The 13201-nt window shown below is 40.3% G+C and carries 11 protein-coding genes, 1 pseudogene and 1 CRISPR repeat array; of the genes and pseudogenes, 1 reads left to right on the top strand and 11 read right to left on the bottom strand.

The genetic code is table 11. The features are described from left to right. Positions 1-15: 15 nt before the first annotated feature. Positions 16-312, bottom strand: coding sequence for a preprotein translocase subunit YajC (yajC, locus tag DY200_RS05340; RefSeq protein WP_005597904.1), 297 nt, complete (start codon positions 310-312; stop codon positions 16-18). Positions 313-505: 193 nt separating this feature from the next. Here yajC and DY200_RS05335 point away from each other — a divergent pair, with 193 nt between their 5' ends. Next, positions 506-1066: a YtfJ family protein gene (locus DY200_RS05335; RefSeq protein WP_115587190.1), complete on the top strand. Its 561-nt coding sequence runs from the start codon at positions 506-508 to the stop codon at positions 1064-1066. 50 nt (positions 1067-1116) lie between these two features. Here the strand turns inward: DY200_RS05335 and DY200_RS05330 are convergent, their stop codons facing one another. The 10 genes and pseudogenes from DY200_RS05330 to cas6f form a co-directional block, all read right to left on the bottom strand. Further along, a complete protein-coding gene (locus tag DY200_RS05330) occupies positions 1117-2493 on the bottom strand; it encodes an ATP-binding protein (protein ID WP_115587189.1) in 1377 nt (458 codons plus the stop codon). Further along, a complete protein-coding gene (locus tag DY200_RS05325; RefSeq protein WP_115587188.1) occupies positions 2486-3151 on the bottom strand; it encodes a response regulator in 666 nt (221 codons plus the stop codon). Before DY200_RS05325 ends, DY200_RS05330 begins: the two co-directional genes overlap by 8 nt. Before the next feature lie 88 nt (positions 3152-3239). After that, on the bottom strand, positions 3240-3605 hold the full coding sequence (locus DY200_RS05320; protein ID WP_126374985.1) for a YgiW/YdeI family stress tolerance OB fold protein: 366 nt from the start codon (positions 3603-3605) through the stop codon (positions 3240-3242). A 51-nt stretch (positions 3606-3656) separates the two neighbouring features. Next, the gene (locus tag DY200_RS05315) at positions 3657-4253 is read right to left on the bottom strand and encodes a NirD/YgiW/YdeI family stress tolerance protein (RefSeq protein ID WP_115587186.1); all 597 of its coding nucleotides are present in this window, start codon (positions 4251-4253) and stop codon (positions 3657-3659) included. 55 nt (positions 4254-4308) lie between these two features. Beyond that, entirely contained in the window at positions 4309-4656 is a 348-nt protein-coding gene (locus DY200_RS05310; protein WP_115587185.1) for a YgiW/YdeI family stress tolerance OB fold protein, read from the bottom strand. Positions 4657-4807: 151 nt separating this feature from the next. Further along, on the bottom strand, positions 4808-6073 hold the full coding sequence (gene glyA, locus DY200_RS05305; RefSeq protein ID WP_115587184.1) for a serine hydroxymethyltransferase: 1266 nt from the start codon (positions 6071-6073) through the stop codon (positions 4808-4810). Positions 6074-6303: 230 nt separating this feature from the next. After that, positions 6304-7191 (bottom strand): NAD(+) kinase, encoded by an 888-nt coding sequence (locus DY200_RS05300; RefSeq protein WP_005603453.1) that lies wholly within the window; start codon positions 7189-7191, stop codon positions 6304-6306. A 90-nt stretch (positions 7192-7281) separates the two neighbouring features. Further along, positions 7282-10630, bottom strand: a pseudogene (gene cas3f / locus DY200_RS05295) (type I-F CRISPR-associated helicase Cas3f). Further along, positions 10627-11583 carry a type I-F CRISPR-associated endonuclease Cas1f gene (gene cas1f / locus DY200_RS05290; protein WP_115587183.1) on the bottom strand — a complete coding sequence of 319 codons (957 nt, stop codon included), beginning with the start codon at positions 11581-11583 and terminating at the stop codon, positions 10627-10629. The pseudogene cas3f and the gene cas1f overlap by 4 nt, the downstream one beginning before the upstream one ends. A 157-nt stretch (positions 11584-11740) precedes the next feature. Next, positions 11741-12488: a CRISPR direct-repeat array (repeat unit 28 nt; unit sequence TTTCTAAGCTGCCTATACGGCAGTGAAG). 142 nt (positions 12489-12630) lie between these two features. Beyond that, positions 12631-13200 (bottom strand): type I-F CRISPR-associated endoribonuclease Cas6/Csy4, encoded by a 570-nt coding sequence (gene cas6f / locus DY200_RS05285; protein WP_005600275.1) that lies wholly within the window; start codon positions 13198-13200, stop codon positions 12631-12633. Position 13201: the final 1 nt, after the last annotated feature.

The raw sequence follows: 13201 nt of genomic DNA, 5'->3' as shown, positions 1-13201 counted from the left end.
TAAATGATAGGAAAATTAAGAAAGGGCTTTCATTTGACCTTTTGGTAATACCGCAACGACATAGTTACGAGAAATTACAACTTCAGTCGTATCGTTTAATGCGATCACGATGTTTTCGTTTTCAGCACTGACTTTTGTAATACGACCGATTAAGCCGCCGTTTGTTAATACTTCATCGCCTTTCGCAAGGTTAGAAAGTAAATCGCGTTGTTGTTTTTGGCGTTTCGCTTGTGGGCGATAAATCATAAAGTAAAAAATAAGACCGAAAACCGCTAAAATTACGATCATTTCTAATCCGCCGCCTTGTTGCATAAAAGCTCCTTAAAAATCAATAAGTTAGTGTTGAAAAGATAAAATTCCCGTATGAATGGGAAAATTGGTGCTTAAAATAGCATAAAATCGCTTATTTAACGAGAAGAAAATTTAATGCCATCGGGTTACTTTTAAAGTAAGATCACAATATTGCGCCTATTTTTCATAATTCAATTAATTTCAAGGAGAAATCGTGAGAAAAATCACTCGACTAGCGGTCGTTTTCGGTTTGTTTTTTGTAAATTCCGTTTTTGCTCATCAAGTGCAACTTAATGCCGTTTTGCCCAAGGCGAATGTAAGTAAAGACGGTGAACTTGTGGCACAAGGTAAAACGGTGACTTATAAAGCGTGGGCAAGTAGTAGCCTTGCCGGAAAAGTTCGCGTCGTTCATCATTTTGCCGGTAGAAGCTCGGCTAAAGAGAAGAATGAAACGTTAATTAATGCGATTAAGGCGGCAAATTTTGATCGCAGCAAATACCAAACGACTTCAATTATTAATGCCGATGATGCGATTGTAGCCACGGGTGCTTTTGTAAAGAGCAGCGCCGAAGACGGAAAATTGGAAAATCCGCATAGCCAAGTGGTATTGGATCAAAACGGCAGCGTGAAAAATGCTTGGGGACTCAAACCGAAAGACAGTTTTATAGCGGTATTGGATAAAAGCGGCAAAGTACAATTTGTCGCTGAAGGTAAATTATCCGCTAACCAAATTCAACAGGTGATCGCTTTAATTCATACGCTTATTGCACAATAACTCAGAAAAAAGACGAAGTGGAAAACTTCGTCTTTTTTGCTTTAATATGATTAAAAAAGAATTTCTACTTTTAAACCGCCCATTTCGCTACGGCTAAGTTTCATCGAAAAACCGTGTAATTCAACAATCCTTTTAATAATCGAAATACCCAAGCCGCTGCCTTTTTCATCTTTATCGGATTGAACTGGACGATCAACCGGTCGGTAAAAAGGTTGTCCGAGTTTATTCAAATCTTCATCACTTACTCCGTAACCGTCGTCTTCAATCGTTAAACCGTTTGAGGTCAGCGTCAGCTTAATTTTACTGCCTTCCGGCGTATAGTTAATCGCATTATCAATTAAATTCCGCAAGATTAAATTGATCAGTAACGGCTTTCCTTGCTGATTTTGCGGTATGCTTTGCAAATCCACGCAGATTTCCGACCGCTTGCTTTCCGCTTGCGGATAAAGCTGGCTGACATTCTGCTCGATTAATGCCTGCCAATTGATCGCTTCAAGCTCATCAAGCTGTTCTAAATTCTCTAAACGAGAGAGTGTGAGCAATTGCTCGATTAATTGCGCAATCCGGTCAATGCCGTGAGTTAGGTTATTTAAAGCACTTAAATGCGTATCGGGATCGTCCAGCGTCATCTGAGCGATTTCCGTTTGAATACGTAAGCCGGCTAACGGGCTGCGTAATTCATGCGCCGCATCGGAAGTAAATCGTCGCTCGCGGCTTAACATCGTTTGAGTACGGTTGAAATAACGATTCAAACTTTGTACAAGCGGTTGAATTTCTTGGGGCAAATGCGCCGTTTGAATCGGCGTGGTTTCATCCGGTTTACGTTTTAACACTTGTTTTTGTAATGAACGTAACGAAGTTAATTCTCGAGTAATGATAAACCAAATCGCCAAAATCAATAGCGGTAGAGCGATAAAACCTCCCCAAAATTTTGAAGCCATCACTTTATTGATGATCTCATTGCGATAGTCGATTTCCTGCCCGACGGCAATATACAAATCTCGATGTTTTAACCAAAAAATACGCCACGTATCCACTTCGTCTTCTTCATCGTCGTGTTCGATTAAGCGGACGTTTTTAAAGCCTCTGTGGGGAGCGAACTCGATGAATTGTCCGTCCCGCCCGTCATTGAAAATAGGATCGCCTCGTTCGGTAAATACGGCAAATGCCAAAGCGTCGTCATCCACGTGTTTTTGATAGAAGTGGCGGCGATGGCGAGGGCGAATTTCATGAAAGCCTTGCATAATATTCGAAGAGGCAAGTCGTTCCGCAAATAAAACTTGTTGCGTATCGAATTGTTTATCCATTTCTTCACGAAATTTAAACCATTCTATTGCTGTGGCGGTAAACCAAATGAGTAGGCTGATACCGGATAAAATAACGATCAATCTAAAACGTAAACTATTGTTAGCAAAGCGTTTAAGCATCGGAATTTCCTATTTTATAACCTATGCCGTGTACGGTTTTGATCCATTCTTTACCGAGTTTTTTACGTAAATTATGGATATAAACTTCCATAGCGTTACTGCTGACGTCGTTATCCCAGCTGTATAATTTTTCTTCGATAGCGGAACGCGTCAAAACACGATCTTTATTACTGGCAAACAGTAACAGCAATTGAAATTCTTTCGAGGTTAAATTGATTTCTTTATCGGTAAGGGTTACTTTGTGGGTGCTGCTATCGATCGTCAGATCACCGAGAGTAATTTCGGTGGAACTCTGTTTATAACGACGGCGAATTAGAGCTTGTAAACGGACGACCACTTCCATTAATGCAAACGGCTTACAGAGATAATCGTCCGCACCGGAATTAAATCCCAATATTCTTTCGTCTAACGTATCCCTTGCGGTTAAGATTAAAACCGGAATATCCAAATTTTCTTTACGCCAATTTTTCAGAATAACTAAGCCGTCCATTTTAGGCAAAGTGAGATCTAACACGACCGCATCATATTCGGTAGAGAATAACGCTTCAAAGCCTAGTTTGCCGTCTTGGAACCAATCAACGACAAAATTTTGTTTGGTTAGTCCCAGCTTTAAGCCGTCACCGATAAGTTTGTCATCTTCAATCAGTAGAATACGCATATTTGTGTCCGATAAAGCAAACAAACGGTCTAAATTTGCTGAAATTTTGCAAAATTCGACCGCTTGTATAAATGATAACAGATAAGAATTATTGTACTTTTTCTACGCTATAAACATCAATAGACGAGTCAAAAGTTTCTTTATCCAATTTACCTTGAATACGGATAGTATCATTCGGTGTTACATCCAAACCTTTCCATACGTGGTCATCAATTTCGATTTTAATATTACCGGTACTGTCGGCAAAAATGTATTCGTCACCGTCCACTTGGCGTTGGATTTTACCTTGTAATACCACACGGCTGTCATCGTGCAATGATTTTGCTTGTGCGATAGTAACCGTATTAGCCGTGTTCGCGCCGAAAGTTTGATTCTGAGCCGTTTCATTTTTCGTAGAACAAGCGGCTAATAAGGTTGCCGTAGCAAGCGCGGTTAATACTAAGATTTTTTTCATAAATTGCATTCCTTAATATGCTGATTTTAACAAGAGATAAAATGATTAAACTTATTTAGCTTTTGTGATGTTTTTCACTTTAATTTCGGGTTGTTCCCATTGTTTATCTAAAATACCGTCAATACGAACTTTATCCTGAGGTCCTACCGATAAACCGCGCCATAAGCTTGGCGGCACTTCAATTTTGATTTGACCGGTACTATCGACAAAGGTGTATTCGGTATCGTTTACTTGTTTTGAAATCGAACCTTCTAATTGAACAAACGAACGATCTTTTGCTTCTAACGCCGCTTTCGCATCTTTCGCCACTGCATTTTGATCAATAAAACCTTGCGGTTTATAGCCGCCGAACTGATGCGGGTGATGATATGCCATCATTCTCATCATATCGTGCGGATGTTTACCGTTGTGATGAAACGAATGGAAGTTCTGTCCGCGACCTTGTCCTTGCATCATTTGATCCGCCGCTTTACGCGTAAATTCAACCGCTTGTTGCCCGATAACCGGCGCCGCTTTTTCCGCAGTTGCCGGCATTTCGGTTTGTGCGTTATTTTGCGCTTGTGCGGTCGTTTCTTCCGCATTAGCGAAGGAAGTTAAAGCCATAGAAGAAAGTGCAAGAATAGAAGTCATTGTCATAAATTTTTTCATATTAAGCTCCCGAATTAAATGAGTGATTGTTTACCTTATATCGGCGCGATAAAACTTAACGTTTTTGAATGCGATCTACATCAATGCTTGCCGGACCTTGCGAATCCTGATCAACTTTACCGTAAATCGTGATTTTATCTTTCGGTGTAATGTTTTGATTCTGCCAAGCGTGATCTTCAACATCAATTTTAATTTCACCGGTTGCATCTTTAAAGAAGAACTCATCATTATCTATTTGACGAGTAATATTGCCTGTGAGAGTAACCGGCGTATTTTCAGTCGCTTTTTTCGCTTGAGCGATAGTATTCACCGCTTTTGCCGGTTCATTGTTACCGCCGTTAAAACCTGCTAAAGCTGAAGTTGAGATTGCTAATAGAGTGGTTAAAGTTAAAAATTTCTTCATAGTTTGCTCCGAATGAATATGAAATAAAAAGTGCATTGCTTTATTGACGTGTGCATTAAAACAAACAAATCTTAAAGAAATCTTAAGAAAAGAATTTTTTTATAAAAAAGCCCCGATTATTTTTTTCGGGGCTTGGTGTTTGTTAGAAATCTTATTTGGCATATACCGGCAAGCGAGCGCAAATATCAAGCACTTTCGCTTTGGTTTCCGCAATTACTTGTTCGTGATTGTCTTTACCGATGCTGTCCAATACGTCGCACATCCAGCCGGCAAGGGCTTGAACGTCCGCTTCTTTGAAACCGCGACGAGTAACGGCAGGCGTACCGACGCGAATACCGGAAGTAATAAACGGTTTTTGCGGATCATTCGGCACGGAATTTTTATTCACGGTGATATTCGCTTGACCCAACGCCGCATCTGCCGCTTTACCGGTTAAGCCTTGTTTTACAAAGCTGACTAAGAATAAGTGGTTTTCGGTACCGTTTGAAATTACTTCATAGCCGCGTTGTTTGAATACTTCTACCATTGCTTTCGCATTTTTAACTACATTTTGTTGATAGATTTTATATTCAGGCTCAAGCGCTTCTTTAAAGCAAACCGCTTTCGCCGCAATAATATGCACTAACGGCCCCCCTTGGTTTGCCGGGAAAACCGAAGATTGTAGTTTTTTATAAATTTCTTCATCGCCACAAGCGGAAAGAATTAAACCGCCGCGCGGACCGCCTAAAGTTTTATGAGTTGTGGTCGTTACAACGTGAGCGTAAGGAAGCGGGCTTGGGTAAACGCCTGCCGCAATTAAACCGGCAACGTGCGCCATATCGACGAATAAATAGGCACCGACTTCATCGGCAATTTCACGCATTTTCGCCCAATCTACGATTTGAGAATAAGCGGAAAAGCCGGCTACGATCATTTTCGGTTTACATTCCAATGCTTTTTGACGGACGTCTTCATAATCAATTAAACCTTCGGCAGTGATACCGTAGAGTACCGAATTGTAAATTTTGCCTGAGAAGCTCACTTTTGCACCGTGCGTTAAATGGCCGCCATGCGCTAAATCCATCCCTAAAATGGTATCGTTCGGCTGAATTAATGCGCCGTAAACAGCAGCGTTCGCTTGAGAGCCCGAATGCGGTTGGACGTTTACATAGTCTGCACCGAATAACTGTTTCGCACGATCAATCGCTAATTGCTCGACAATATCCGCATATTCGCAACCGCCGTAATAGCGTTTTCCCGGATAACCTTCGGCATATTTATTAGTAAATTGCGAACCTTGCGCCTGCATCACTCGAGGGCTTGCATAGTTTTCCGAAGCAATCAGCTCAATATGTTCTTCTTGACGGCGATTTTCGTTTTCAATCGCCTGCCATAAAATAGGGTCGTAATCTTGAATGTTCATATTTGCTGTAAACATATGGAAGTCCTCTGTTTGATGATAAATAAAGTTGCGCAAACGTTTGCGCAAATGAGTTTAATTGCATTCTACACATTTATTAAACATGATGGTAGCTCTTTTTCGGATAAAATAGCAGCATATTAATTGATAGGAATAATGAAAAAAATTAATTGAAGGGTAAGCGGTTGAATTTTGTGGAATATTTACCGACAAAAGGCACTCGGACAGAGTGCCTAAGCGAAAAGAACTTAAAATAATTTACTTGACCAACCGAGTTTAGAACCCAGCACGGTAAAATAGTTATAATCTTTTAAATGCAGAAGACGTAATTTATTCGGGCTTTTCTCTACAATAATGCGGTCTTCCGGTGTAAAGGGTAAATCGTATTGACCGTCGCAGCTCACTTCCAAGCTCGGCTGATTATATTGTGCGAAACGCAAAGAAATCTGGCTGTCGCCGTCAATAACCAAAGGGCGAGATGAAAGCGTATGCGGATGCATCGGCACAAGCGCAATTGCATTCATATTTGGGGTTAAAATCGGACCGCCGGCAGAAAGCGAATAAGCGGTAGAGCCGGTCGGCGTGCTGATTATTAAACCGTCAGAACGCTGGGAAAATGCGAATTTACCGTCGATATAAACCTCGAATTCAATAATACGAGCCACTTGAGTCGGATGAATCACCACTTCGTTTAACGCATTATTGGTTGCAATAATTTTACCGTTACGCTCAATACGTGCTTCAAGTAAAAAACGTTCTTCAATCACAAATTCGCCTCGCTCGATACAATTGTGCAATTGTTCGAAAGTAGAATGCGGCGCAATATCGGTTAAAAAGCCTAGGTTACCACGATTAATACCGATAAGCGGCACTTGATATTCGGCTAAACGGCGCGCCATACCTAACATATTACCGTCCCCGCCGATCACAATAACCAAATTCGCTTGTTGTCCGATTTCCTCTAGGCTTCTTGCTTCGGGCAGATTTAATTGCTGTGCGATACTTTTTTCGACTAACACACGATAATGGCGGTCTTTTAACCAATTATAAACCGCTAAATGTGTTTCCAACGCAATCTCATGCCGAGGCTTACCGACAATCGCAATACATTCAAAAAATCGTTCTTCAGGTTTCATCTTTTTCTACTCTCAAAATAAGAATTATTGAATTCTATCCTTTTTTTCATTGATAAGATATGTAAAAAATTCATAAAAAATGACCGCTTGTTATGGCTGCCAAAAACCCAATGTTTCATTAAACTTCCAAATAGGTAATGTTTTACCGTAATGTTGCAAAGAAACGGTTGCAAAACGTAGCGCCGCTTGAGTTTGATCCGCTTCATCAAGTTGTTCGCATAGCTCGGAAAGCGCTTGGTTTAAAGGTGTGGTAAGCCACGGTGTAATCCAAGGCGATTCACAATTCAGTTTTTGATAGCTTATCTCCGCTAAATAATCATTTTCAAAATATGGGTCTTCCCACGCCTTCTCGCTGGATTTAAACATAAATTCCCAGTGGCTTTCTTCGCTAGGTAAACATACTACCTCTGTTTGCCATTTCCTTTCATTTTTTCTAAAAGGGGTAATCAATGGCAAGTTGGCATTTAATCTATTCGTTAAATTGTCTTGCCAGTAAGCGTTTACCCGATTAATACCTTTGTTATTTAATAAATCTCCAATCACTTTATGTTCTAAGTCCGCTAAATTAGTTTCAGCTTGTATCACTAACGGTTTGATAATACGAGGTATTGCGGTGATACTTGCTAAATGTTCTTGCTTGATTAAATCTACCGTTTTATGACTCGTTAATTTATTGGATTGATCTTCAAAACCCGGGCGGCAGAATATCGGTTCCGAGCCGTTATTTTTTGTTTGTAAACCACGCCAGTTTGTCGGTAGCAATAAAATATTTGCCTGTGTGGCAATTTTTTCAGGACGATGGCGCCATACACGTCCAGCTAGCTGAATAATCGAACGCATTGAAGACGGATCAACAATCGCCCAATCATAATCGTGATCTCGCCCGACTTCGGTCACCGGACTGCCCAACACAATAAAAATATGATGAACGGCTTTGTCTTGTGTGAGTGCGCTCATTATTTCCGGCTGGGAGAATAGCGCCTCAGGCTCATGACGATTTAATATCCTATCGAGTTTTTCTTCAAGTTTGGAGCGTAATAGCAATAACTGGCGAGAATGGTAACAGCATAAATGAATTTTATAGTCGCTAAATTGGGTATTTAAAGGCGTTTTAAATAGAGTTTCAACGAGCGGAATCATTGGTTTGATATTTGCAAAACGGATTAACCCCACACTGACATATTTTTTAGAGATAGGATCTTGCTGCGCATATTTCTGATGTAAGATAATGGCTTGTTTAATTAAAGAATCGGCAAGCATCGTATAGTTAATGTCTTGATTTTCTACGGCGCTAAAGGGCGGTAACTGGATAATTTCCGCTTTATGTCGAATAGGTGATTGCATTAACTTTTCAGCACGAGATGCCGTAAATTGAGCATGGTACCGTTCAAACTCTTTTACTGCGGTGCATTTTTGTTGCTGCTGTTTATATTCATCAATCCAAGCGCAACAAATCGGTAATTCAGGGTTGATACCTTGATGACGATTATAAATCTTACGTCCCGCTTGATAAGCATTAAATAAACCGCTGATCAGATCCGGTGTGAGCGTTGCCGAGGAGAGTAATACTTTACTACCGAACATTCCCGCCAAATGAACTAAACGGCTCAATGCCGGCAGATCGCTTTGGCTAAAATCATCTGGCTCGTCTAATACCAGATCAGATGTCAATAAACGTAGCAGCGGCACAATATGCTTACCGCCACGGATTGTTTCCGTTGCTTGAATCATATGGTCTAACGTACAACTTACGATAGGCGCATAGAGTAATTTTTTCGCTTTATTATCTGCTAATAGGGTGCCAAATTCTTCGTCCGCTATTCCGCTTTCAAGGAAATTCATCCCATAAACTTCATTACCTTCGAACCATTCTTGAACGCTTTCACTACCACTTTGTACTGATTCATTTTGTAACTCAAATAATTGCTTAGTTGCCGAACCGCCGACTAAAACCGCAAGTTGTTCTGATGAAAGCATAAGTTTTTGACGAAGTGCTAAACCTGTTTGTAGCGTCAGTACGCGTAAACCAAGTGCGATAGTAAAGCGTGCGCCGTCCTGATTGCTCAAGCCGTACATGATTTTGGCATTAGCAAGTGTTTTTCCACATCCGGTACTCGCCATATTTACCCCAAAGAAACCGGCTTGCTCACTTTCCGATTGTAAACTTCGTGCTAACTCAAAAGCGCGATTTTGCCATTTAAAGCGATCGAGATTGGTACGTTTAGTAAAAGGGCGATGTTGTTGAATATGCGGTAGTTCTTTTGCAAGTTTAGGAAGCAAGCGGGCAAATTTTGCACTTGTTTTACAAACACCAAGCAAATGTTCATCCAGTGCTTGTTTTGGCTGTTTGGTTTTTTTATCCGTATTCGCAATTAATTTTTCGAAGAAATTGAGATCTCCCAATCGGCGATCCGCAGAGGCAGAAGAATAATTATGATCGCCGACACGTCAAACACAAACGTGACAAGATCAGTAAGAACGGATCATTTATCGTTTTATTTAATTGAGATAATTCGCGTAAAGGAGCATAGTTTAAGGCTTTGTTTGCCCAACGTTGCATGGTTTTTTGCCAAGTTTTGCTTTCCATCACTAATGTTTTGAATTGCCAGAAATTTTCCGGTTGAGGATGCTCACTTTGATTTATTACCCAATGTTCTACCGGTGCTAAAAAGCGATAGAATGGTTCTACAGCTGTTTTGAGCATAAAATGTTCACTTAAAATACGTTCTTGATCACTATGACAATCGAGCGTTTTTTGGGTAAAAGGTAATTTGTGATGTGAAAGAATGAGCCACAGTACCACTTTAGCAATCGGTGGAAAATGAGAAAAATTATGCGGATAATCGCTTTTATCTGCAATTAGGGTTAGATTCGGTAGCCAATCCGGATTCTCTTCAATGTAATTTTGCCAATTCGCTAAACGAGCGAGCCATTGTTCATCCGTATCGCAGCCGACAATCATGGCTTCAAACAAACGAGCGGAAATCCACTCATGTCGATAACAATCAGGAAAAAATTTCGCTTTAGGTTTTAGTTTTTGCTGAAATGCGATATTCGCTTTACCGATATCATGTAGCAATGCCGCAATAGCGGTTAAAATTTGAATGGAATATGCGCTTAGCCAACCGTTTTCATCATCGGCACGTAAAATATTACGTTGAGTACGATTAGTCGGTACACGACCTTCGGCGTTAAATTGACTTTTATCTCCAACAATCCAAAGCAATTCGGTTAAATTTTTACCATGTGTCCAATAACAAGCAACCGCCGTATTTTTACGTGCCGTTTGACGTAACATATTGTGTAGTGTTTCTAGTCCGGCTTGGGTAATGGCGGTTTGCCAGCAGCGGTCACCGCAGCGTTCGGCAAATTGATCCAATATACGTCTGGTTTCGGTCAGGGCATTTTTATTGCATTGGCTAATCAATAAGATATTCATATATTGGCACCTTCAGAAGCAAGTTGTTTAAGCGTATTGATGATAATATCCAGCGCTTCAAAGCGAATAAGATTATTAATACAAGCTTGGCGGAATTGTTTCTCATTATCGCCATTTTGAGCGGAAATAAATGCTTGCGGCAGAATAATAGCATCTTTAATAATATCTGCCGCATCAAATACCAAACCGCCACGACGTGTTTTCCCATGTAATATCGCCAAGCCATGCGGTAAACCAAGCACCCAACAAGCCGTTGCACCTAAACCATAGGCTAAATAATTACCGTGATCCAAAAATTGATTTGCGCTTTCTTTACCGCTTTCTCTTTTAAAACTTTCGTCGTTAAGCGTTGCTTGGTTGGCTAAAGCGTATAGTTTCGCGGTTAAACGACCTTCTGCAGCTAATAAAGATTGACTGTCTTTCACATTAGTAAATTCTTCCTGATAATGTTGTACTAATGCCGTTAATTTATCCTGATCATATTCCCAATCAAACTTATTCCAAGTTCGAAGCAGTAATTGTAACCGTGCCAATTGTAAAGTTTTTGCCGAATTTAACCGCTTGTTATCATCAAACCAAAATCGACACCATTGTTGTAGATATTCGACCGGACGATATTCACTTTGAGGACTAAAAAAATCACAACCGATCTCTGCTTCCGTCCCATTAAATAGCGGCGTACCGCCTCCGCTACAGAAACCAACCATAACCCCTGCTTTTGACAGTTTTCGCATCGCCGCTTGAGTTATTGAAGTACCACTTCCCAATAGTAAACAGATAGTATTGGCAATAGGAATATTCCAATAGAGAGATTCATTGCCTTTATCAGTAACATATTCTACACGCCCGCCGTTTAATAATATTCGGCAGTGTTCTAAGTAATAAATATTCGCCCGCTTAGAATGTAAAATCGTCTTTAAATCCGAAGACGGAATATAAGGTGTTTTTTTCATATTATTTTCTCCGATGTTATTTATGGAATACTGTTGATTTGTGGCTGCCTATACGGCAGTGAAGGTGTGTCTTTATCAATTCTTTTAGGTTCCGGCTTTCTAAGCTGCCTATACGGGCAGTGAAGATTCTATCGAAGATGGCATTGTGCGAATTGTTTTTCTAAGCTGCCTATACGGCAGTGAAGTAAGTTATAAAGCCTTGGTTTGCCATATATACTTTCTAAGCTGCCTATACGGCAGTGAAGAATATTGATGTTGTCTGCGGCAAGGACGTTGCTTTCTAAGCTGCCTATACGGCAGTGAAGCACGGGCAATCGGGCTGTTAATGATTTCATCATTTCTAAGCTGCCTATACGGCAGTGAAGTCCTTTTAAGTTGCGTAGACAACTCAAAAACTTTTCTAAGCTGCCTATACGGCAGTGAAGGCAATCTGCTATCAAAAAATGACCGCTTGCATTTTCTAAGCTGCCTATACGGCAGAGAAGGATTTCATAGCGACTACGAGCTTCGGGTTCTATTTCTAAGCTGCCTATACGGCAGTGAAGAATAAACAACGCAATATTGCGGATGCTCGAATTTTCTAAGCTGCCTATACGGCAGTGAAGATTTTTCATCACATAAGAAAGGACTGAACTATTTTCTAAGCTGCCTATACGGCAGTGAAGCTATCGTGGTGCGCTGAAAGGGAAGAAAAAATTTTCTAAGCTGCCTATACGGCAGTGAAGCTTAATTTGGCGTTTTCGGCTTAATGACGGATTTTCTAAGCTGCCTATACGGCAGTGAAGCAAGAATCAGGATTTATTCAAGAACCTTATCATTTCTAAGCTGCCTATACGGCAGTGAAGTCAAGTAAATGATTAACTATGTCACTCATTTTTTTCTAAGCTGCCTATACGGCAGTGAAGTCGTTATTTTACTTTAGAATGTTAGATATACCAAGTTGTTAAAGAGCTTTTAATCAAAAAATCCCTTTTTTGAAAGGTTTTTATAACCCTTTGTTTCTAAAGGAAAAATAAATTCTCTGGAAAAAAGGGTTATAAATATAGGTTAGAAATGTGGGACGGTTGCTATTTTGCTTAATCCATACGTGTTAAATAAGCCGAAAGAGGGTTCTGCTAAACGAAGCTGTCGTATCGCTAATACAAAATGTTGTTTAGTGCTACCGCTCTTGAGTTTTACGTGCGGAAATACTTTTTGATTCTGCTGATGTATTAACATCTCTTGGCGAATTTCTTCAGTCCATTTTCCTTGTTGAACTAAAAATTGCTCGGTACGGCGAATAGCACTTTGACCTTTTCTATGTACCCTTTGGTAACGGTGGTATTCGACTATTTCTTCCGGTACAGGTGTTACCGATGTAATAAGCACATAGTCTTGTAAACCTTCTCCGATTAATTGTGTTTTTATTTGGGTACAATGTTGTTCATTTCCGAAAACTCGAATGATTCCACCAAGAGTTCGTCCTAAGCCGTAAGCGGGAAAGCTTAACCCGATTTCGCCTTGATAAAGCGGTAGAAATTTATGCAAAATTTGCAAGCCATGTGCAATTACATCCGTTTGAAGTATATCTACTTGGGGAATTGCTTTTAGCTCAATGTAATGTGTTAATTCACTCATA

This window comes from Actinobacillus lignieresii, from assembly GCF_900444945.1.
In the GTDB taxonomy this organism is placed as follows: Bacteria; Pseudomonadota; Gammaproteobacteria; order Enterobacterales; family Pasteurellaceae; genus Actinobacillus; species Actinobacillus lignieresii.
Note: the sequence above shows the minus strand (reverse complement) of the source record. Positions and strands in the feature narration are given on the sequence as shown.